This window comes from Paenibacillus oryziterrae, assembly GCF_042610485.1.
GTDB lineage: Bacteria > Bacillota > Bacilli > Paenibacillales > Paenibacillaceae > Paenibacillus_AQ.
The window spans coordinates 196,824-218,094 of sequence record NZ_JBGJZO010000006.1 but is presented as its reverse complement, the minus strand read 5'-3'; the positions used below and the strand labels follow the sequence as shown (position 1 = coordinate 218,094).

Genomic DNA, 21,271 nt, shown 5'->3' with positions numbered 1-21,271 from the left:
CTCATATGGTTATACTATTCCAGAACAGCAGGCACCTTAAATTGCCCGTCTTCTTCATCAGGCGCATTAAGCAGAGCCGCCTCTTGGGAAAGACTCTCTTTTACGATATCCTCACGCATGACATTGCTGACCTGCAGCACATGTGTAGTCGGCTTGACGTTCTCCGTATCGAGTTCATTCAATTTCTCTGCATATTGTAAAATAGCATTCATTTGTTCTGTTAAGGTCGCCTCTTCTTCCGGGCTTAACTGCAACCGGGCCAGCTTGGCCACATGGTGCACATCCTTGACCGTGATGCTCATAAGAAATATCCCTCCTAGTGTAAAGGGCTAAAGTGCCCGGATAACGTTTCTAATTATATTGTAGAAGCCTGGACAATTCAATGACGTTGCTTTTGTGTCCTTATATAAGTTGAACCCGAAAAAAAAAGACCGGCTTTCGCCGGCCTTCCTTAAATCCATGCGCGGAGGTTCACCTGTTTGATGAACTCCGCCTGGGACATACTTTCTTGTGAAGTTGTCTCCGGCTCTTCGGTATCGACAGATTCGCCATTCATCAAATGATGGAACAGCTTCTCATTATACGTAGACAAAGCGTAATCTATTAAAGCTTCTCTTGTAGCTCTTTCCGCTTCCTCAACCAGCAGGTCCTCTTCAGCCTCCACGTCTTCCGCAGTGACATAAAAATTACGGTTCGCCTGAGGCACACGAATGACATAATCAAACGCATTATCCGGGTTGCGGTCGTAAGCAATCAAGTAGCCATAATCCCCGATAGGAAGATTCTGCTCAAAAGCATCCGCAATAATAATAACCTTCTCACCTAATCGCAGCATCGCCCTACCTCCTCGAATCAATCTAGCATCGCTTACTTATTTCAACAGTCTACTAAAAAAAGATAGTGATGTCTACTAGATGGGAGGCAGGTTTGAAAAGAGTTTGAAATTTATCATGAAAAAGCAGAAAACAACTACCATAGAGCGATACGGCATGCCTTAATTGCCCAGCTTATTGTTCCCTGCGAGCAGCGTTGTTCCAGTAATGCATAGAACGATAAACATCAGAGAAGAAATCAGTGGTCCGCCCAGGGATACACTGGAACCGCCGCTGCCTTCTGTAAGAAGCGCAGCGGAAAGTCCCGACAAATGCGCCGGTGTCCATTCCGTCCACGATGGAACCAGGCTGTTCACGAGGGATAATCCTGCTGCGGCAGCCAAAGATAAAAATGCGGCAACAGGGGCCTTCAAGAATGCACTAAACAGCAAGGTTATCGAAAGAATACATAATAACCATAGACCATAAAGACCAGTGGCCCCCAGCACATCGTTCCATGCAAGGCTTCCGATCAACTGCTCTGTATAATAGCCTGCCGCTCCTGCCCCGAGTCCAAGTGAGATAACCAGCAGGACAAGAAGTGCAGTCCATTTGGCCAGAACAATGGACAGAGATGAAACCGGTCTTACCTGCACCAATTCCGCTGTTCCGCTAACTCGTTCACCCGCGAGACTGTTCATCCCGGCCAGAACCAATACAAGCAGACCTATAGTTCCGTATTGCCCTATGGCTTGAACCATAGTGGCCGCAGCTCCCGGCATTTCATAAGCTTCCATTATAGCAGGAGGCACATCTCCGGAAGCCTTGAGAATCTCGGGCAGATAATACGTGCTCAAGGGCTGCATGATTCCCAGGATGATGAACACCACCGGAATCCATGCCAGCTTGTAGCTGCGGAGCATCTCAAGCATTTCCTTTTGGAATAAAATCACGCCGTTTCTCATGCTCCCACCACCTTCATAAACAAGTCCTCAAGCGTAGAGGAGCCCGCTTCAAAATTCAGCAGAGGAATGCTCAGATCAGCGGCTTCCTTCATAATAAAGCGGCGCGCTTCTTCCAGATCATTCACATTTAAAAAAGCGTCCTCACCGAACACTCTGCCTTCAAGCACAAAAGCTCTTGAGGAGAGTGAATTCAGCCAATCCAAGGCATCCTTTCGCTTCTCAACCCGAAGGCGAATCACGGGAATACGGTACTTCAACCGGAGCTCGTCAAGCGTTCCTTGCTCGGCGATGGTTCCCTCATTGAGCAAAATAATATCATCGCATATTTCCTCAGCGTCATGAAGCACATGCGTGGAAAAAATAACGGTGGTCTCCTGCCGGATCTCATGCAGCATTTCCATTACTTCGCGTCTGCCAATAGGATCAAGTGCAGAAACGGGCTCATCCAGCAGCAGAAGCCGCGGGCGGTGTACAAGTGCCTGGGCTAGACCCAGTCTCTGCTTCATTCCTCCGGAATAGCCGGCAATCCGGCGTCTGGCTGCGTCCTTCAATCCTGCCTTCTCCAGTGCAGCTGCACCGAGGGAAGAAGCTTCTTTTGCATTTAACCCGCTAAGTCTGGCGGCAAATGACACATACTCTCCTCCGGTCATCCAACCATAAAAAGACGGGGCTTGCGGTAAATACCCCAGCGTTCTGCGGTAATCCGCACCTGGCTTCATTCCTTCAAAAGCAATGCTTCCCGAGGTAGGTTGAAGCAGACCGGCAAGCATGCGCAGCGTGGTCGTTTTGCCCGCCCCATTGGGACCCAAAAGCGCCGTACAGCGGCCCTGATGAATATCAAAGCTGATATTATTAACAGATACCTGTTTGCCAAAGCTTTTGCTTAAATGGCTAACCTGCAGCAAAGAAGACATCAGACATTCTTCCTTCCTACAATAAAATAAATGATGGAGCCCAGAATATTGCCAAACAATATAATAAGCACCCATAACCATTTAGGACCCCGTGTGGCTTCCGCTTTCGCCAGTGATATCAATCCGATAACCGCCAATAATACCTGAAGAGCAAGTAACGGCCATATTAATCCCCAGTTGATTTCATTCATTATGATTCCCCCTTTCTATTCTCCCGCCGGATCTCCGGCAATACAACCACTAAGAGATACACCACCGTTGGAGTCGGCAGACCCGTTATCCCCCATAACCCCCAGAACCACGCCTTCTTTCCTCTTTTCCGTGCATCCCGGAACAAAAGAGTCCCTTGAATAAGCAAAGCTATCCCCAAAGGAATGAATAACCACGCCGGAAATCCCTGTGACTCATTCATGGTGACGAACCCTCTCCTTCCGGAACATACGGGATATTGCGGCAACGCCCAGTGCAACTACAGGAATAATCCCCTGAAGCGCCAGGTAGGCAAGTGGTGCCGCATTAAGAAGTGTCAGGCACGTTCCAACGAGGACTACCGCGAGCAGCAGGAACAGTAGCAATTCATTACGCATCCGGGTCCGGCGCTTCACGGCCTCAGCCTCAATCTGCTTGGTTAGGGCGCTGAGCGATGGAGGTGTAATTTCAGCATACATATGATCCAAGCGTTCAAGCTCAAGCGTCAGCTTCTCTATCAGTGGATCTTGAACCTTATTTCCGTCATTCTTCATCCAGTCTCAGCTCCTTCCTCAATTGGCGCAATCCATAGGCTACGCGTGATTTGACAGTTCCTTCGGGAATCTGTAGCATGTTGCCGATCTCTTCATAACCATAGCCGTAATAATGCTTCAGCAGAACAGCAATTCTCTGTTCCTCCGGAAGCCTGGACAAGACTTTCAGGACATCGCTGAACTCCTCATTCCGGCTCTCGAATTGCCACTTTAGCGACCGGATGCCCTGTTCCTGCTTCGATATCCATTCTTTCTCCACTTTACGCCGCCGCAGACGGTCAATGAACAATCGGGTAGCGATAGTCATCAGCCATGAAGAGAAGGAAGAATCTGAACGGTAAGATGAGATCTTCTCCATGCATCTAAGCATCGTATCCTGACATAAATCCTCGGCAAGTGACGGATCCAGGGTGACCTTAAGCAAATACCTGTAGATAAAGGTATAATGGTCGCGGAGGAGCTGAGCCAGTGCGGAAGCATCCCCCTGCCGGGCTGCAGTGATTAATTCCTGGTTACTGTGGGTCATTGCTCCCTATCCCTTTCGCGGTTGATGTAAATAATACGGATAGCTTCTGCATTTCGTTCAATTCGTTCTTATCAATATGTAAATTATTTATTCCGGTGGTCCCAAAGCTTGCGCCGCCAAGGCTGCATCGAACCCCGGCCCCGTGGAAAGCTCCAGAATAAAGGGTTCCGGACCTTATCTGCCCGATGAGACAGCTGCTCATGATGCGCTTCATTAGTATATGTACATAGTCCGCCATCCATATGATACTTGATGTCTTTACTCAAACAAATCCCTCATCCCATTATGATCTGAAAAAAGACAAAAAAAAGAACGCAAACCGGGAATAATCCACAGTCTGCGTGCTTCGCGAAGGTAAATGTTACATTTAATTAACATTATTGTAGCAAGTTTGTATCTTATTGTCTACCCTAAATTCGACAAACCGTTCTAGTTCACATACGGATTACGTTCACGCTCAAATCCGATGGTCGTCCGTGATCCGTGGCCCGGATACACCTTGACCTCATCATCCAGCTTATATAGCTTGCCGCGGATAGAATCGAACAGATCCCGCTCACGGCCTCCAGGAAGATCAGTTCGGCCTACACCAAGTCTAAACAGCACATCTCCCGAGAAAAGATCATTGCCGCAATGAAAGCTGACGCTACCCGGAGAGTGGCCCGGTGTATGATACACCTTGAATTCATGGCCGATCAGCTTCAGGGTTAAGCCCTCCGCGAGATCATATTCCGCAGGATCGGTAGTGAGTGGCGGCGAAACATTGGGCCACATGAGTGAACCGTTCAGCTTAGGATTTGTCAGCCATTCACTCTCCAGCGGATGCAGATAGACAGGACATTTCTTGAGCTTGCGGATCTCGTCCACACCGCCCATATGATCGAAATGCGCATGGGTCAGCAGGATCGCTTCAATCTCCATGTCTGCAACTGCACGCACGAGTGCGGCAGGATTCATTCCGGGATCAATAATGATTCCTTTAGAAGGATCAGCACCTGTCAGTAGATAAGCATTAGTCTGTAGAGGACCCAAATTGTAGTTACGAATATTTAGCATTCTTGTTTAGAATCCGGAGATCAGACTGCGCAGTTCCTGTACGATTACCGCGTGTGATTCCGTTCCTTCCCCGTAAGCTTGCCCCATGGCCTTACGTACTTCAGTGATCTTGCTCTCATAATCAGGAGCCTCGCGGTCCGGATTCTCCCGTTTGAAATCGTTCATCAGCGTCTGAACATGCAGAGGCCGTGGACCCCAATGGCCAAGCACATATCCTCCGGTATCTGCAAAAATAACAATCGGCACCGCTCGTCCGCCCATAGTCAGGAATTGATCCATAACCTCAAGATTCTCCTCCAGGATAAGCACTTCTGTCTTTATGCCCGCAGTCTCCAGAACACGGAATACTACCGGAATATTACGCACCACATCGCCGCACCAGTCCGCAGCAAGAATGAGCACACGCAGATCATCCCGGTGATTCAAACTTTCGAAAAATTCCCGGTCACCTTCGTCATCCCACGTAAACTTCTCATACCATGATTCAAACGCCTGTTGATTACGGGTCATACTCTCCACAAATTGACGGGGAGTTAAACCATGATCAAATTGGGCCGCTACATTTGTCTTCAATGCCATGACCTCACTTCTTCTTGGATTTGTACCACTTGTACCCAAAGTAAAGGATAATAAGCGCTATGGCCCCGAGAATAATCTCATGGGTATATTTGGAGGCTACCTCATCAATATCCTTCCACTTGTCACCGAGCGTCATTCCCAGATAGACAAACAAGGAGCTCCATGGGATTACCGCCAGCGTAGTCAGCAGAGTGAATTTACCCAGTGGCATACGCGAAATCCCCGCAGGAACGGAAATGGCGTGGCGCACCACCGGTATAAACCGGGCGGTAAAAATAACACCTGTCCCGTATTTATTGAACCATTCTTCCGAGTGGTCGATGTGTGACTTTTTGATAAAAATGTATTTCCCGTACTTCTCGAGCACCGGCCTGCCGCCGTACCGCCCAATCCAGTATACAAAAATCTGTGCGATCACACCGCCGATGGTACCGAACAGAACCGCGCCAAAGAAATTAATCTCTCCTGCCCACACCAGATATCCGCCGTAAGCCAGTACAATTTCACTCGGAATAACCTCAATCATCAGTCCGATCATAATTCCAAAATAACCAAGGCTCTGAATCCATTCGAACAGTTGCGAGATCAGATCAGAAATAAAATGCAATCCAGTTCCTCCTCCCGTGTATTTCGGAATACGCATCTTCTCGTATAGTCCTGAGTGAGCCGTCTCCGATTTATGTAGTTAGTCCTTCTTCTCTTAGCCTATTCTAGCATACGGAAGGATACGACTTCTACTTGAGCAAAACTTACAGCCAAATGCTGTTACCGTTTGAATACCGTATTATGGGACAGCTGAAACAGCCGTTCCATAACCTGACGGTTCAGGGAGTAATAATAGCGGTTCTCGGAGCGCTCGTAGACGACCATATTTTGCCCCAGTAAAAAAGTCATATGATACGAGATCGTAGCCGGCGTCAAATCCAGAAGCTCCGCAAGTTCCTGCCCGTAACACGGCCGTTCGGAGAGCAGACGGATAATCTCGATTCTTTTCTTATCGGAGAGGACTTTGAAAAAAAGGACCGCCTGCTCCACGGCAACGCCGCCTTCTTCGGCCTTGTTACTGTGCAGACCCAGCACGAACCACCGCGGATTCTCTTTACCCTCCAGACGGTAAGTATGCCAGCCGATCCCCTTAAAAAAACTTAAATGGATCATTGAAGCACTACTGCCATCCTCCTGCTCGTTCTTGTTATACCCAGGCTTGTCAGGACTGTTCAAAAAACGGCTCATAAATTCTACAGGATCCTTATCGTACACATCACGGAATGATGAGAGACGTTGTTCTAGTTCATGCAGCACCTTAGGTTCAACCGGAAGATAATAGCTTGTATAAAACATACGCAGTAAAAAAACAAACCGGGCATGGCTCTCCTGCGGATGACTCAGCATCTCCAGAACACGTAGCTTCCTCTGCGGATCGGCAAAAACCGTCTTCGCCGCAAGCTCAGCCATCGCTTTATAATCACTGCCCTTAATACCGCTTCCGGGATATACCTCCTTACACACGCTGCCCATCATATCGTCCATCAGCCGCCCAGGGCCGTCACTTTCTATGCGATCAATCACCGCTGCCGGATCCGGGATACCGCTGTAGCGAAGTATGCTTTTATAAAACAAATACCCCAAGCCGCTCAGATCAAAGAAATAGCTCAGCTCCTGCTGCAGAAACAGGGACATGGGGCTGCTGATTTCATCCAGCCACTCTGTCATTTCGGGCTCCGGAGTTAATCCGAAATCACTCAGCATATTAAGGAAATGCTGGCGAGTGCCCAAAGCAAACAAGGCATACATCATTTCCATGGGGGGATGGATGACAATAGGATGTTGGTTATTCATATAGAAAAGCTCCTTCCAAGTGCTAAATTGAGAGGCAGTAACGTACTCCCTTATTAAAGCGAGTAGCTTCCTGACCAGCTATTTCAGGTTTTTTACAGGGGGGCGTTATATTTATATAGATCTGGGAAAAGCACGTGAGTTGGCTTAACCTGTCCCGCCTTAGATGATTATCTAATAAAACCATGATCTCGTCAAAGTATCGCTTGACTAGATGCTCATCGAAGCTTAATATTTGCCTTAGATAAATTTCTAATGCGAAGAGGTGTGTATATTGAGTTCTTTTCTAATCTTGGGCGGCGTCACCTACGATACGATTGTCTCGATGAAAGAATTCCCCAAAGCCGAGCCGGCTACGCTTCACGCCCATGGCTTCCATGAAACTGTAGGCTCAACTGGAGCGGGCAAAGCTTTATGCCTACACAAGCTGGGAACGGAAACCACACTGCTCGCAACTGCGGGTGATGACGAGTATGGCCGCAAAATCCGGCGGTTTCTGGAACAGGAAGGTCTCTCCTTCCATTTGGACCACGATCCCACCGGAACAGAACGACATGTTAATCTCATGGATGAGAATGGCGGGCGGATCTCGATTTTCTTGAATACCTCCTCTGTCGATGCGAAGCTGGATCTTGAGCGGACCAAAGAGCTGCTTCAAAAGTCCGATTATGCCGTGCTGAATATCGTCGGCTATTGCAAGCAGTATATTCCGCTTCTTCAGGAACTGGGTAAGGAAGTGTGGTGCGATCTGCACGATTATGATGGCCGGAATACGTTCCACGATGGTTTCATTGCTGCTTCGCATTATCTTTTTCTGAGCTCGGACAATCTTCCGGATTACCGGCCGCTGATGGAGCAATGGATCCGAGAAGGTAAAAAGCTGGTTGTCTGTACGCATGGGCGAAACGGTGCAACCGCGCTTACCCCGGACGGGCAATGGCTGGAAATCCCTATTATTGAGCAATATGAGCGCGTGGACAGCAACGGGGCCGGGGACAATTTTTTTGCCGGATTCCTGTACGCCCACTCTCTTGGATGCTCACTGCCCACCTGCCTGCGTGCCGCTGCCGTCACCGCCGGCCTATGCGTGACCTCGAAAGAGCTCGTCGCAGAAGGATTGAGTGCCGCAAAGCTGCATGAGGATTACGAGAAGTATTACGGGGAGAAGCTGCTGTAAGGTATTGTTGATGGCTGAATCTGGCGTGCTGCAGGGTTTAGAGGTGGTGCACCGGAGTGCGTAGTTGCAAGCATTGAAGGATAGCGTACCGGAGTGCGTAGTTGTAGGCATGGAGGGTAGCTCCGATTTGTGTGGCTGCTGGTACTGGAGCATGGTGCGCTGGATTGGGTTGCTGTATGGATTGGATAATGATGCGCCGGATTGGGTTGATCACCCTCTCCGGTGCATCATTTGTTTACTATAAGGATTGAACTTAAGATTTTGTCATTTGGGCGAGGTCTTAACTAGGGTGAAGTTTTGGGCTTCCGGCAGCTGTTACCTCCCGATTTCTTGATCAAAACCGCTGTTCACGGAGAAATCCGGATACAGTGTATGCCTTCGCTGCGAGCATTCTTCGGATAACTTTCGAGCAGTACTGTTGCTCCTACAGGTCCACCCCCATTTGTCACCCTTCCGTTGTTATCCTTGCCTTATGCGATTGACAGAGAAATCACGGATCGCTATTATATATTTAGATAATTATTTAAATATCGAAAGGTCGAATACTGATGAATGAATCCTTTAAAGCGCTCGCTGATCCTACACGCCGCCAGATCATCCGTCTGCTTCGGGAGAGAGACAGAACCGCCGGAGAAATCGCTGATTATTTCAATATGAGCAAGCCGAGTATTTCCCATCATTTGAATGCGCTCAAGCACGCCGGTTTAGTTCAAGACGAAAGACAGGGGCAATTTATTCTGTATTCTCTAAACACCACCGTACTCCAGGAAGTCCTCGGCTGGCTGCTGGAATTGACCGGGACCGATAAAACTGATGATAGGCATTTATCTGCAGAAGAACAATCTGGAATGGAACATTCGGAGGAGGAACGAAAATGAGCAAGCTTAAGCTCGAAAATTTCAAATGGAAGTGGCAAGATACGTTCAGTGTAATCGCAGGGCTGCTCTCACTCGGCTATGCGCTGATCAATTATAACCAGCTGCCTCCGCAGCTGCCTGCCCAGTTCGGAATTACCGGAGAGGTCAACACCTACTGGGACAAAGACTCCCTAATTGCAGTCTTCGGAACACTTGCTGTACTGTGGCCATTCTTGCTGCAATTCACGCGGATCATTGATCCCAAAAGAGAAAACTATAAAAAATTCGAGAATGCCCACGCGATGATCCGGCTGGCGGTTGCCCTGCTTTTTGACGCTTGCCTAGTGCTCTCCGTAACATATGGACTCGACAAGGATATTCCAGTCTACAACATCCTGCTCGCTGCGCTTGGACTAATGTTCATTGTGATCGGCAATTTCATGCCACAACTGAAGCATAACTATTTCCTTGGCATCCGTACCCCTTGGACACTGGCGAGTCCTAAGGTATGGCGCAAAACCCACCGATTGTCCGGGATATGCTGGGCCGCAGCCGGACTGTTGTTTATTGCCGGAGCCCTGCTGCCCCAAATCTTATCGATCCCGGTTATTATTACCGGCCTTGTGGCGGCGACGGTTCCGCCAATGTTCTATTCCTGGTATATTTCCAATCAGGCGGGAGATTAGGGTGAATGTCGTATTTAGAGATGTAGGCTGAGAGGTAAGTTGAGAGGTGAGTTGAGAGGTGAGTTGAGAGGTGAGTTGAGAGGTAAGTTGGGGTTAATTCGCTTCGAACAATGCCAGGTATTCGCACCACTTAAAATAAATTAAAGTCCTTGCAGGGATATTAGAGCAGGCCGCTTGTGAACGCAGGCGGCTTGTTTTGTGCAATAGAATGCGCCGAAATCACCTCTAAAACTCGATCTGTTGCATTTTGTGCAACAGAATGCGCTGGAATGACTTCTAAAACTCGATCTGTTGCATTTTGTGCAATAGAATGCGCTGAAATCACCTCTAAAACTCGATCTGTTGCATTTAGTGCAACAGAATGCGCTGAAATCACCTCTAAAACTCGATCTGTTGCATTTTGTGCAATAGAATGCGCTGAAATCACCTCTAAAACTCGATCTGTTGCATTTTGTGCAATAGAATTTTAAGAACCACTCCATTATTTATCATTCTATTGCACAAAGTGCATCAGATTGCAAAAACAGAGTCTTTTTAGCTTATTCTATTGCATGAAATGCAATAGAATTCTTTGTTCCTAAGGATCTGATTTGAAATTGTACAGGGTTGGTACATTCAATTACACGTAGAGCTTGGTGTCAGATGCGATGTCTGTACACGGGCTGTCCTTATACTATGTTGGGATATAGGAATTTTGGGATGCTCTACTTAGGAGTTTAGAATATTCTAGTTAGATGCCTTATTTGAGCTGGGTATGCGCTACTGGGTTGAGTTATGGCGTTTGAATTACGGCGTTTGAGTTATTGAGTTAGAGTTATTGAGTTAGGAGATGCTTTGTCTAAGTAACATTTGCGTGTATAAGTTTGTGTCCAAGATACATAATTCGTGCATGGATTGAGAAAACGGCTGCGAGGTAGAAATAAAAATAGTCTTCCCGTCTCCTAAGGCTACCTATGTTTGAGGCTGTTCAGAGAGCAAGGTTTGAGGTTGTGTAGGTAGCAGAGATTGGCGCTGTTCAGGAAGCAGTGATTGGAGCCGCTGGCGGAGTCCGGCAGCTTGTTGCGTTAGATGGAAGCAGCGGTCATTAAATTGGTGGCTGGCATCACTGTCTGCAAGCAACTGATATTGACGAAGTAGCTCCAATCCGGCGGTAGCGCTGTGTTCAGCCCCCACCCTATCACCTACGGCCATCCTCCGCTCGGCAAGTTTCAGGAGACCCTGTACTGCTAACGTTCTTTGTCTAAAGTTATAGACATCGAGACTCAGGCTTCGGCGGATCCAATAAAGCGCATCTCCCTCATGCTCCCTCTTTAACATAATCTGAACCATCCCCCAGTGTAGTGAAGGACTATCTGGAGAATAGTGTAAGCTATACCGGAGCAAGCTTTCTCCCTGCTCTGGATTTAGACGCTCTGCCAAAGCGGCAGCCGCTCTGGCAGACATCGGATTCCAGCTCAGGGACTGTTGAAGCAATGTAATCTGTCTATCGGATTCCAGTGATTCCGAAGCCTTCCGGAACAATGTGGTGCTTACATCTGCACGCCAAGCTACGGTGCTAAGAGAAAGCAAGAGAACGATTGAACCTGCTACCATTATGCCCCTTATCATAGAAGAACTAAAAAAGGCGATCCTCCAAGGATGGATCAAAAGTTGCTGCTTAGCATCAGAGTCTGCTTGATGGTATGTCAAGGCACTCAAATGGGTTACTGGAACTGCCCGGTATGATACTTGGTCTGCCTGATGGGATAATTGGCCTGCTTGCTGGGTTAATAAAGCTGCCTGATGTGATACTTGGTCTGCCTGATGTGATACTTGGTCTGCTTGCTGGGATACTGAAGCTGCGTGCTGGGATACTTGGTCTGCCTGATGTGACACTAGGTCTACCTGAAGTGATTCTTGGTCTGCTTGCTGGGTTACTGAAGCTGCACGCTGGGTTACTGAATCTGTCTGATAAGTTATTGAGGATGTTTGAAAGCGTCTTGAGGCTGTCTGAATAAATACAGATTCTTCCTGATGGGTAACTGTATTGTCCTGAAGGCTTCCCGTAGCACTCTGATAGGATACGGAGGCCGCCTTATGACATGCAGCTTCTGCCTGATCCCGAACTGAAGCATCTGCCGCAGCCAGTGCGGACAGACTGAACAGCAGCAGCCACATCAGTCCATAGCTCCAGTCAAAGTCAATGGCACCATGCAATGCTATCACTAGAAAAGGGGGCAAGAGCCGGGGCGACGTTCCCCACAGCCATAAGGCTATCGCGGCCAACATTATCGCCGCGACCATCCACCCGGTTATCCCGAGATTCAAGAGAATATCGAGATAACCGCTATGCGGCTGGCTGCCTACATACGGATGAGACTGGGCGGAAAGGTACACATTCCGCCAAGTCTCTCCTCCCCGGCCCAGCCAGGGGGCCTCTGCCGCGAGCCGCCAGGCGTCGCGGTAGAACAGCGCACGCGCGGTGACCGTCGGGGACGGTCCGGCAATCCGCGCGTGTACGTGCAGGAGGACGGCGGCGACGCCCGCCGTCCATCCCAGCGCCGCCAGCAGCAGCACGGCGGCGCTCCCCCCGCCCGCCGCGCTCTGCCTGCGGCGGGCCAGCCACAGGCCGGCAAGCGCAGCGCCGGCCCAGAGCCCGGCCAGCGACAGCAGGCCGGGCCAAGGCTCTACCGCGAGCCGCGCCGCGGCCAGCTCGCGGTAGAGCAGCGCCGCCGCGGCCACGGGGGCGGCGCCTGCGGCAAGAAGCGGCGCGAGCAGGCGCCGCTTCCAGGGCAGCACGGCGGCGCAAGCACAAGCCGCCGCCAGCCACGCGCCGCGCGACTCGCTGAGCAGCAGCGCGGCAGTGTACGGGAACAGCGGCAGCAGTCGCAGCAGCGCAGCAGTGTACGATTGGCCTGCCGGTGAAGATGCATCGTCCCCGGCGACGGCAAATAACCGCTCGAGCAAAAACACAGCCATTACTGCCCCGAAGGTATTCGGGTACTGCAACAGCCCGCCCAGCCGGGCACCGGACACGCTCACCTCGGGAGAAGAGCTGTATGCAATAGCATACGGAATTCGTAAGCCTCCACAGGCAGATTGAAGGGCACTGAGACAAAGAACCATACCCGTGGTATGCCAGGCAGCGATGATTATCCGCGAGGAGCCGTTACTGGACGCCCCCTTATAAGCAAGGACAGCAAAAGTACCATAGAAGCTCCAGCGCAAACATTCATTCAAGGTACCCTGCATGGATACCACATCACCTTCCACCGCGTGAAGCATATATAACACAGCTATTCCAAACGGGCAGCACAGCACCAGCATTTCAGCCACGTTTGTCTTTCTCCGGGGAATTACCGGCTGCAACAACGCTTCTGACTTAAATATGAGTGAGGATATAAACCGGTACCCCATATAAACAGCGCACCACCCAAACCATCCGGCTGCAAAAGCATACAGATCCTCTGCAAAAAAGAATCCCCGCATAAAAACTGCAGTTATCATTGCTGCTGTAGCGGTGGCAGCGCAACAATAAAAAGACACCGGAAGAATTGTCTTATTCATAACATCTCTGACCATGCAATGCCCCGCCCCTTCGTTGGATAGATACCCTCATTGTTGCCACTTTCACTTGCAAACTACACCTAACTGAAATAATCGAGGGGTTCGGAAGACGATACCTGCTGGGCGAAGTAAAGTTACTTTATAAATTGAACTTAAAATTTTGTCATTTGGTCGAGTACGTAACTACGGTGAATGTTTGGACTTCCGTCCGCGGTTGAAATCCGGAGATAGCATATGCTATAGGTAGCGAGCTTTCCTGTGGACAGCTTATGGAGGGATGCTACCGCACCTCCAGCTCCAAAAATCTCCTGCCGTTACCTATGCTTGTTCATTAGATTCTTAAGTTCAGCCTATCTAATACATGATGCGGCGTTATAGCCTGATTTCTACTCCTCATGGGACTACTATCTCTGATCACGATTTCCACTCACTTTTTCCGACTACTATCCCCCTACAGATCCGGGTTAACGGGGGCTCGCGCTGCTTCTTGAACGGAACTATGCTTCCGCTGCATTTCAGTTCATCACAAAATAGGATAACCGTCTCCGTTTAGGAAGATTAGTTATCCTGTCATTTATGCGTATGGGGTTAAGCCGTTAATCAAGAGTGCACGTGCAGATCACCCGGCAGCAGGTCGCCGCAGGCTTGTTCTAGATAAGGTTTCGCCCCCAGAAAATCGCGGAACGTGCTATATTCGCGCCATTTCGCATCCTGGTCTCCGCCCGCGCTTTTAACGGCACGGATCAGAATATTCTTCGGGGTATGCTCCAAGTCAATGAATTCAAGGAGCTGGGTGCGGTAGCCCATCAGATCCAGAAGCTTCGCCCGCATGGCATCTGTCGCCAGCGCCGAGAAACGCTCCTTCAGTATGCCGTGGGACAGCAGCGGATTCATTACTTCATTGTCAATCTGGGCAAAAAGCTCGTGCTGGCAGCAGGGAACAGAGAGAATTACCGACGCGCCCCAGCGAACGGCTTTTTCGAGTGCAGCGTCCGTTGCCGTATCACAGGCGTGAAGGGTCACCACCATATCAACTTTCTCAAGCTCATTATATTCAGCAATATCTCCGACGAGAAAACGCAGATTGTTGTATTGTAGTTTGCTTGCAAGTAAGCTGCAGTGTTCGATGACATCTGCCTTAAGGTCAAGACCAACAACGTTGATTTCACGTTTCTCCCTCACCGCCAAATAATGATAGAGCGCAAAGGTCAGATACGATTTGCCGCAGCCAAAATCAACAATGGTAATCGGCCGCCCGGCAGGCAGGTCCATAAGAACATCCTCCACCATCTCCAGGAAGCGGTTGATCTGCCGGAACTTATCGTATTTCTTGGCCAACACCTTACCTTCACCATTCATGATCCCCAGCTCCACCAGGAATGGAACAGGTTCACCTTCGCTTAGAACGTACTGCTTCTGACGGTTATGCGCCAGATCAGCCTGAGCTTTTTTGGTTGGAGCTTTCTTCAGAATGGAGACCTTTTGTTTTTTACTCAGCAGCACCTGGTAATCCGCTTGTTCTGTGCAGAGCAGACCTTGCCGAAACGTCTCACCAAGCAGTTGAAAGAGCTCCGCCGCCGCCGTATCCGCAGGAATATTACGGTGCTCTACCTTGGTTCCGGTATAATAAGCGAACTGATAATGCAGTCCGCTTTTCAGCTCAACGGGTTTGACCTGAACCTTGCTGTAGGCTATGCCTTCTCTTTTGCGCAATTGGCTTAGAGTCGCCGTAATCAGGGTATGTTCGCCGATTATTTGATTAATCAATAATTGTAAGGATTCCACAGGGCACATCTCGCTTTCCACTTCTTATTTGAATCTTTCTGCTTCTAACCATGTTATCTTGTTTATTATGCTCTCCACTGCGCAGCCCGTGCAGCCACTTGAAACCACTCAGCCTGCCCCTCTTTCACTTCCAAAAGCGGCAAATTCCCAAGTGCAAGCTCCTCCGGGTCTTTAAGCAGTAGGCGCCGGTACAACTCTTCTCCCAGAACCGCAACATCTTCCCCCTGATCGATTAACCGGTACAGGCAGTCCTCGGCTTTGCCATAGCGGCCAATCGATTCCAGATAAGGGAGCAGCAGACGTTCGGTTTTGACCGGCAGCTGGTAGATGGAAACCTCGGACAGAACCTCATCAATGAGATCCGTCAACTGCAGCAGCTTCCGGTCCGCACCATGCAGATCACTGTAGAGATACAGGTGCAAAGCCTTCATCAGCCGTGTTACTGCCTCATATTGCTCATTCTTTTCTTTATATACACCAGCTTCTTCCTGAAGCATGCGGGCTACACCTTGCAGCTTGTCAACCTCCATCATGCCGCCCATCCGAAACATTTCGATGATATCTTCTACCGACAACGAATTCAAAAGACGCGAGTTCAACCGGAAATGCCTGTTCAGCAGCTCATCAATTTCCCACAGTGCTTCAGTCGTCTTCCGCTCCTGCTTCAGATTCAACACTTTAGCGACCATTTGAGTCATATCCTCAATCATCCGGACGATATAATCTCTGCGGAACATCCTGCACACTCCCTTCGCTTTACTAGCGGTTCTGATTATTTTAAACCATTCCCCTGCTCATTGCCACCAGAGATGCCTTTGTGTGAGCCTTGACAGTCCCAGGGAGAAGGGATACACTAAATTGAAATACGATCTAAATTATAGATCGATCTGAAACACAGATCATACAACCTCATAAAGGAGGCCCCATGGACACAAAAGAATCCAGCTCCAATAATCCCTTGGATTTGCATCCGCTTTTACCGGAAGATCCGTTCCCCGTAACCGAAGAGCAGAGCAAGCTGCTTGAAAGCGCTCTGCGCATCAAAATTATGCATGCTCTGGCGGGAGAGCCTCTCACCTCCAAGCAAGTTGCCGAGAAGCTGGAAAAGTCGCCAGGCAACATCCATTACCATATCATCAAACTATTCGATGGCGGACTGCTGGAATTGGTACGAACCGAGGTATCAGGCGGTATTATCCAGAAATTCTACCGCTCGAAGGCGACGTGGTTCAAATCGCCAAACCTCTCCGGTTTCCAGTTCCGCCCGGAGGATCAGATTGAGCATTTCTCAACAAGGCTTATCTTGTCAGATAAGGAATTAAAGGCATTTCGCCTAGAACTTAAAGAGCTCCTTACTAAGTGGGAGTCCGGTGCTTCACATGGCGGAGAATATGGCCTTGACGTCATTATCGGCCGTCTGGAACCTGAAAATGATCCCGCTTCAAAAAAAGGAGGCGAAGCCGAATGATACCCGCGAATACGTCCGAACCTGTTAAAAACAGTCCCCTACGCAGCTTCGCCGCCCCTTTTGCGAAATCACCTGCTTTTCTTTTCCTGTGGCTGGGACATCTTATTTCCTTTCTTGGCAGCTCCGTCACAATGGTAATTCTCCCGGTTCTGGTCTATTCACTTACAGGTTCAACCACTACCATGGGTTTTGTCATGGCAGCTTATATGCTGCCCAATGTAGTTATGCTTCCGGTTGCCGGACATATTGTTGACCGGTATGACCGGGTCAAAATCATGATGATCGCCGATCTATCCCGCTTTCTCATTATGATGACAACAGCCGGCTTGGCACTCTCCGGACAGCTTAACATTCCGCTTCTCTTCTTGCTGGTCGGCTTTTATGGCCTGCTGGACGGATTGTTTCAACCCGCATATTCCGCGGTACGTGCCAGCGTATTTACTCCTGATATTCGTGTAGCTGCTAACTCCCTTACACAGATGACCACCCAGACTGTTCGTCTTATTGGCCCTGCCCTTGGCGGTCTGCTAATTACACATTGGTCCGCAGGCATCGGATTCGGCATTGATGCTGTAACCTACATATTGTCCTGGGTCTGCCTGGTCTATTTGCGAAAAAGAATGATGGCCAGAATCAACAATGACGGTCCCGTACGTTCAGCCCCAACAGCTCCATCAAACTGGCGGGAGGACTTCAAAGAGGGTTTCGCGGTACTACGCAGTCATACGTGGTTGTGGATTACCATTATGGCCTTCTGCTTCGTGAATATTTGTTACTCGGGTGTGGCAAGCGTTCTTCTGCCTTGGCTCTTTAAGATTCACCACGGATGGGACCCCTACTTCTACGGTCTGGCAGTTACTTTCTCAGGTGTAGGAGCTATCGCTGCCGGGCTGCTCTTCGGCATGAGACCACAGTGGAGACATAGAGGGATTATGGCTTACGGAGGGGCGCTGCTCAGCGGAATCGCGCTTTTGGGCTTGGCTTTTGCCTCTACACCCGCTGCGGCAATTGCACTGTTTGCAGTGGAAGGCTTCGGGATTATGATATTTGGCCTCATCTGGGAAATCAGCCTGCAAGAACTCGTGCCAGAGGAAGCTTTCGGGAGGGTGGCCAGTCTGGATATGCTTGGTTCTTTCGCTCTGCTCCCGGTTGGCTTTATCGCCGTAGGTTGGCTGGCGGACCACATCGGAGGTGTGGCAGCTATCGCAATTTTTGCCGGGCTGGGCATGACAGCTATTGCGTGTGTGCTTAGTATTCCGGCAATCCGCAAATTCCAGTGACGCTTTCAACTCTATACTAACAGGAGGCCTTCCGTTCACTGAAGGCCTCCTGTCCATTTATCCGGGTCTCTGATTAGTTTTATCTGTGGACATACTACGCCCTTAAACCTTCATAAAATCCTTAATAACTTCAGCCAAACGTTCCGGAGCCTCAAACATGCTCATATGTCCCGCTCCTGAAATAATGGCTTGGGTTACATTACGTTTGTCCGAGGTGAAGGTCTTCTCTGACGGAACCAGCCCGTCCTCCGCTCCGGCAACCAACAGTACCGGAAGCTCGCTGGCAGAGATTACATCACGGCGGTCAGGACGCTCCCGCATCGCCAATGCAGATCCTACTGCACCTTGGGGAGGTGTCTTATATCCGATCTCCTTCACTCTGTCCACCAATTGCGGTGTATGCTCACGGCTGGATGGAGCGAACAGCCCAGGTACAAGAGCATCCACAAAGGCTGTAATTCCTTGATTTTGGATCGTACTCACACTTGCCAGCCGTTTCTCTTTCGCTTCTTCACTGTCGGGATAACCCGTAGAATGGATCAGTCCAAAGCTGTTCAATCGTGATGCATGACGCTGGGCAAAGGATAGGGCAATATAGCCCCCTAGAGAGTGGCCCAAAAGAGTTACCTTAGGCAATTCAAGCCCATCCAGCAGAGCTAGTACATCATCCGCCATCTGCTCAATCGTATAAGCTCGAAGCGGGGCATCGGAGCTGCCGTGTCCGCGTAAATCCGGAGTAATGACTCGGAACCTGCCGCTTAAGTGAGGTACTAGCTTCTCCCAATACTCTGAACTCCCACAAAAACCATGCAGCAGTACAAGCGCTTCTCCCTCTCCCTCTTCTTTGAAGCAAATGTCGCTGCCTTCCAAACGCACTGTCTCCATGCTTGCAACCTTCTTTCTATGAATTAGTTGACTTTGAACCGTTCAGCGGGATAGCCGAACCCTCTGGCCGCAGCTGCAGCAATTGTATCCGCCATGGTCATCACCCGGTGTAACGGAGTAGTCTGCAGTGTCCGGTAAGGTTTGGGGCCATGAACATCCACAACGGCAGCCAGACTGTAATTCCCCACGGCCGGGAGATCAACCCCCATGGATTGTGCAGGCTGCAACGGTTCACCGGAAGCCAGAAAATAACCCATTGCAGCAGGTGGTCCCAAGCAGGCATCAATGGCGATAATAATATGACCAGCCGGAATTTCTGCAAGTCTTACCAGCAAATTATTGGCATCACAAGGCTCAGGCAAAGTACCGGTCACATGAGGAAAACCGTATTCGAGCAACTTGCTTCCGGTTAATGGACCCAGCGCATCACCTGTAGAACGGTCTGTCCCAATGCATAGAAAGGTTACCTGTTCCACAGAATGAAGATCTGCGATCTCTTGAAAAAATGGAAGCAGTCCTGCCGCGTTCAGTTTATTCCGTTTCCCGCTTCCCTGCTCCCTGATTGCCATACAGCACCCCATTCAATAAAAATTTAATGTTCTTTACGCTCTCATTGCAGAATATCTTTAATTTTACATGATTTCTGCTACGAGGACAAAAAAATGGAGGTTCACCCTCCAAACATGGTAAAATACATGAATCAATAACAGAGAGGATGTTAAATAACGATGGATTTGAGTCAGCCCAGCCAGGAAAATGTTGAATATATGATCGAAGGCATCAAAAACAAACTGAAAATGGCCAGTGCTGCCGCTATGCAAGCTTCTGCCTTCTCGGTGGACCAGTATGAAGATATCCTCGATATATACGAAGTGACGATGAACGGCGGGAATTTGAGCATATCCCAAGTGGAAGCTATTGTATCTGAGCTTGGACATTTGCGGCGGAAATAAACTGCTGCTTATTATTAAAGGAGCCATCAGCTCTCACTCATCCTTATGGATGGTGGAAGCCGATGGCTCCTTTTAGTCTGGAGCAGTACATCATAGAATGTCTATATAATTTCCAGCGGGAACTCCGCTTGCGCACGGCCTACCAAGGTTCCGCCGTCATTGTAGATATCTCCAGAGAACGCTTTGCTGAGTTTATCCATCGTATTCGCATTCGAATATCCCAGCTGCTTTAAGATACTGTGAACGATAAGTCCCCATTCTTCTTCAGAGCCATCCAAAATTTTAAAAGAGATGCCGAGTCGCTCACGGCGCAGCCCGAAGCAATACACGCCTTTAAAGCCACCTTTGGCAATTATGTTGTCATCCTCCAGAAGAATTGAATCGAGCCGTCCAAATCCGGCTACCATCTCGGGATGCATGTGCATAGCAGAGGTAATAGTAGATACGGCTCTACGAGTAGGCCCATCTCCGATGAGATCCGGGCAGGAGAGCTTTAAATAGGCACATGCCAGTGCAGTTAAAGGCAAGGCGAATACCGGCAGCCCGCATCCGTCCGTACCCCGCCGGATGCTGTCAGGTGCTACATCTGCCATGTAGGCAATCGTCTCTATAATTTCACGCTGAACGGTATGATCCGGATTCGCGTATTCTTCCACAGGTAATTCCTTCAACTTACTATAAGAGAGGATCCCCAGATGTTTACCCGAACAGTTATGGTAAATTTTCCGTTTCCCCTTGCCACGAATGGCCTCTTCCCTGCTGCTTCTGTCCAGCGGGTAACTTGTCGCGCAGATCATCTGCTCCTCTACGATCCCAATCTTCGAGGAAATACTCTCAAGAGCTGCCACATGATAGCTCTCGCCACGGTGTGACGCAGTCATCAGGGCGATTTCAGCCGGTGTAAGTCGGTAATGTTCTGCGATTCCTCCCCGGATGCCGGGAATGGCCTGCAAAGGTTTAGCCGCTGAACGGGTAAATGATACAAATCCGGGATCACCGGCATAACCCTTAAGTTGACCATTCTCGCCAACTATGGCGATATGTCCGCTATGAACACATTCCAGTAAGTCGCTCCGGTACTCCCGCACCAGTACTGTTTCCATGATGTCTCTCCTCTTTTCTCTATATATCCATCTCATCTTTCTATCTGTCGGGGTGGTTTGTAAAGTGGCAAAACAGCTTGTTTGCACTGATAAAAGCCCT

26 protein-coding genes are annotated in these 21,271 nt (G+C 49.4%); 6 read left to right on the top strand and 20 right to left on the bottom strand.

Translation table 11 applies throughout. The annotated features are described in order from the left end of the window. Positions 1-14 precede the first annotated feature (14 nt). The 13 genes from gatC to ACAN55_RS09755 all read right to left on the bottom strand — a co-directional run bounded on the left by gatC (position 15) and on the right by ACAN55_RS09755 (position 7,434). Positions 15-302 carry an Asp-tRNA(Asn)/Glu-tRNA(Gln) amidotransferase subunit GatC gene (gene gatC / locus ACAN55_RS09815; protein ID WP_379131421.1) on the bottom strand — a complete coding sequence of 96 codons (288 nt, stop codon included), beginning with the start codon at positions 300-302 and terminating at the stop codon, positions 15-17. Between the two features lie 149 nt (positions 303-451). After that, positions 452-835, bottom strand: coding sequence for an ATPase (locus tag ACAN55_RS09810; RefSeq protein ID WP_379131418.1), 384 nt, complete (start codon positions 833-835; stop codon positions 452-454). Positions 836-994: 159 nt separating this feature from the next. After that, entirely contained in the window at positions 995-1,777 is a 783-nt protein-coding gene (locus tag ACAN55_RS09805; protein WP_379131416.1) for an ABC transporter permease, read from the bottom strand. Continuing rightward, on the bottom strand, positions 1,774-2,691 hold the full coding sequence (locus ACAN55_RS09800; protein ID WP_379131414.1) for an ABC transporter ATP-binding protein: 918 nt from the start codon (positions 2,689-2,691) through the stop codon (positions 1,774-1,776). Before ACAN55_RS09800 ends, ACAN55_RS09805 begins: the two co-directional genes overlap by 4 nt. Further along, entirely contained in the window at positions 2,691-2,882 is a 192-nt protein-coding gene (locus tag ACAN55_RS09795; RefSeq protein WP_379131412.1) for a PLD nuclease N-terminal domain-containing protein, read from the bottom strand. The genes ACAN55_RS09800 and ACAN55_RS09795 overlap by 1 nt, the downstream gene beginning before the upstream one ends. Next, complete coding sequence (locus ACAN55_RS09790) at positions 2,882-3,103, bottom strand: hypothetical protein (RefSeq protein ID WP_379131409.1); 222 nt, start codon at positions 3,101-3,103, stop codon at positions 2,882-2,884. The genes ACAN55_RS09795 and ACAN55_RS09790 overlap by 1 nt, the downstream gene beginning before the upstream one ends. Continuing rightward, positions 3,096-3,434 (bottom strand): DUF5345 family protein, encoded by a 339-nt coding sequence (locus tag ACAN55_RS09785; protein ID WP_379131406.1) that lies wholly within the window; start codon positions 3,432-3,434, stop codon positions 3,096-3,098. Before ACAN55_RS09785 ends, ACAN55_RS09790 begins: the two co-directional genes overlap by 8 nt. After that, positions 3,424-3,960, bottom strand: a complete 537-nt coding sequence (gene sigY, locus ACAN55_RS09780) for an RNA polymerase sigma factor SigY (RefSeq protein ID WP_379131403.1) — start codon at positions 3,958-3,960, stop codon at positions 3,424-3,426. The genes ACAN55_RS09785 and sigY overlap by 11 nt, the downstream gene beginning before the upstream one ends. A gap of 83 nt (positions 3,961-4,043) precedes the next feature. Continuing rightward, complete coding sequence (locus tag ACAN55_RS09775; protein WP_379131401.1) at positions 4,044-4,226, bottom strand: hypothetical protein; 183 nt, start codon at positions 4,224-4,226, stop codon at positions 4,044-4,046. 163 nt (positions 4,227-4,389) lie between these two features. Continuing rightward, positions 4,390-5,016, bottom strand: a complete 627-nt coding sequence (locus ACAN55_RS09770; protein ID WP_379131399.1) for an MBL fold metallo-hydrolase — start codon at positions 5,014-5,016, stop codon at positions 4,390-4,392. Positions 5,017-5,022: 6 nt separating this feature from the next. Then, entirely contained in the window at positions 5,023-5,595 is a 573-nt protein-coding gene (locus ACAN55_RS09765; RefSeq protein WP_379131396.1) for a thioredoxin family protein, read from the bottom strand. Positions 5,596-5,599: 4 nt separating this feature from the next. Next, entirely contained in the window at positions 5,600-6,202 is a 603-nt protein-coding gene (gene uptA / locus ACAN55_RS09760; RefSeq protein ID WP_379131394.1) for an undecaprenyl phosphate transporter UptA, read from the bottom strand. Between the two features lie 158 nt (positions 6,203-6,360). After that, entirely contained in the window at positions 6,361-7,434 is a 1,074-nt protein-coding gene (locus ACAN55_RS09755) for an ArsR/SmtB family transcription factor (RefSeq protein WP_379131392.1), read from the bottom strand. A 271-nt stretch (positions 7,435-7,705) separates the two neighbouring features. Here ACAN55_RS09755 and ACAN55_RS09750 point away from each other — a divergent pair, with 271 nt between their 5' ends. From ACAN55_RS09750 to ACAN55_RS09740, 3 genes are all read left to right on the top strand, one after another. Beyond that, complete coding sequence (locus ACAN55_RS09750) at positions 7,706-8,608, top strand: carbohydrate kinase family protein (RefSeq protein WP_379131389.1); 903 nt, start codon at positions 7,706-7,708, stop codon at positions 8,606-8,608. A 548-nt stretch (positions 8,609-9,156) separates the two neighbouring features. Further along, entirely contained in the window at positions 9,157-9,486 is a 330-nt protein-coding gene (locus tag ACAN55_RS09745; protein WP_379131386.1) for an autorepressor SdpR family transcription factor, read from the top strand. Further along, positions 9,483-10,151, top strand: coding sequence for an SdpI family protein (locus ACAN55_RS09740; RefSeq protein ID WP_379131383.1), 669 nt, complete (start codon positions 9,483-9,485; stop codon positions 10,149-10,151). The genes ACAN55_RS09745 and ACAN55_RS09740 overlap by 4 nt, the downstream gene beginning before the upstream one ends. A 160-nt stretch (positions 10,152-10,311) precedes the next feature. Here ACAN55_RS09740 and ACAN55_RS09735 read toward each other — a convergent pair whose 3' ends face one another. The 4 genes from ACAN55_RS09735 to ACAN55_RS09720 form a co-directional block, all read right to left on the bottom strand. Then, positions 10,312-10,578, bottom strand: a complete 267-nt coding sequence (locus tag ACAN55_RS09735) for a hypothetical protein (RefSeq protein ID WP_379131381.1) — start codon at positions 10,576-10,578, stop codon at positions 10,312-10,314. A gap of 524 nt (positions 10,579-11,102) precedes the next feature. After that, on the bottom strand, positions 11,103-13,697 hold the full coding sequence (locus ACAN55_RS09730) for an O-antigen ligase family protein (RefSeq protein ID WP_379131379.1): 2,595 nt from the start codon (positions 13,695-13,697) through the stop codon (positions 11,103-11,105). A gap of 600 nt (positions 13,698-14,297) precedes the next feature. After that, the gene (locus ACAN55_RS09725; protein ID WP_379131459.1) at positions 14,298-15,491 is read right to left on the bottom strand and encodes a class I SAM-dependent methyltransferase; all 1,194 of its coding nucleotides are present in this window, start codon (positions 15,489-15,491) and stop codon (positions 14,298-14,300) included. Between the two features lie 56 nt (positions 15,492-15,547). Continuing rightward, complete coding sequence (locus ACAN55_RS09720) at positions 15,548-16,219, bottom strand: DUF6483 family protein (RefSeq protein WP_379131377.1); 672 nt, start codon at positions 16,217-16,219, stop codon at positions 15,548-15,550. 188 nt (positions 16,220-16,407) lie between these two features. On the opposite strand from ACAN55_RS09720, the gene ACAN55_RS09715 reads away from it, so the two are divergent. Then, entirely contained in the window at positions 16,408-16,950 is a 543-nt protein-coding gene (locus ACAN55_RS09715) for a helix-turn-helix domain-containing protein (RefSeq protein ID WP_379131375.1), read from the top strand. After that, positions 16,947-18,230 carry an MFS transporter gene (locus ACAN55_RS09710; RefSeq protein WP_379131373.1) on the top strand — a complete coding sequence of 428 codons (1,284 nt, stop codon included), beginning with the start codon at positions 16,947-16,949 and terminating at the stop codon, positions 18,228-18,230. Before ACAN55_RS09715 ends, ACAN55_RS09710 begins: the two co-directional genes overlap by 4 nt. Positions 18,231-18,332: 102 nt before the next feature. Here ACAN55_RS09710 and ACAN55_RS09705 read toward each other — a convergent pair whose 3' ends face one another. Both ACAN55_RS09705 and yyaC read right to left on the bottom strand, forming a co-directional pair. Further along, the gene (locus ACAN55_RS09705; protein WP_379131371.1) at positions 18,333-19,115 is read right to left on the bottom strand and encodes an alpha/beta fold hydrolase; all 783 of its coding nucleotides are present in this window, start codon (positions 19,113-19,115) and stop codon (positions 18,333-18,335) included. A 23-nt stretch (positions 19,116-19,138) separates the two neighbouring features. Further along, on the bottom strand, positions 19,139-19,684 hold the full coding sequence (gene yyaC, locus ACAN55_RS09700) for a spore protease YyaC (protein WP_379131369.1): 546 nt from the start codon (positions 19,682-19,684) through the stop codon (positions 19,139-19,141). A gap of 159 nt (positions 19,685-19,843) precedes the next feature. Here yyaC and ACAN55_RS09695 point away from each other — a divergent pair, with 159 nt between their 5' ends. After that, positions 19,844-20,068 (top strand): DUF1128 domain-containing protein, encoded by a 225-nt coding sequence (locus tag ACAN55_RS09695; RefSeq protein WP_379131366.1) that lies wholly within the window; start codon positions 19,844-19,846, stop codon positions 20,066-20,068. Positions 20,069-20,169: 101 nt separating this feature from the next. Here the strand turns inward: ACAN55_RS09695 and ACAN55_RS09690 are convergent, their stop codons facing one another. Continuing rightward, entirely contained in the window at positions 20,170-21,171 is a 1,002-nt protein-coding gene (locus ACAN55_RS09690; RefSeq protein ID WP_379131364.1) for an asparaginase, read from the bottom strand. Positions 21,172-21,271: the final 100 nt, after the last annotated feature.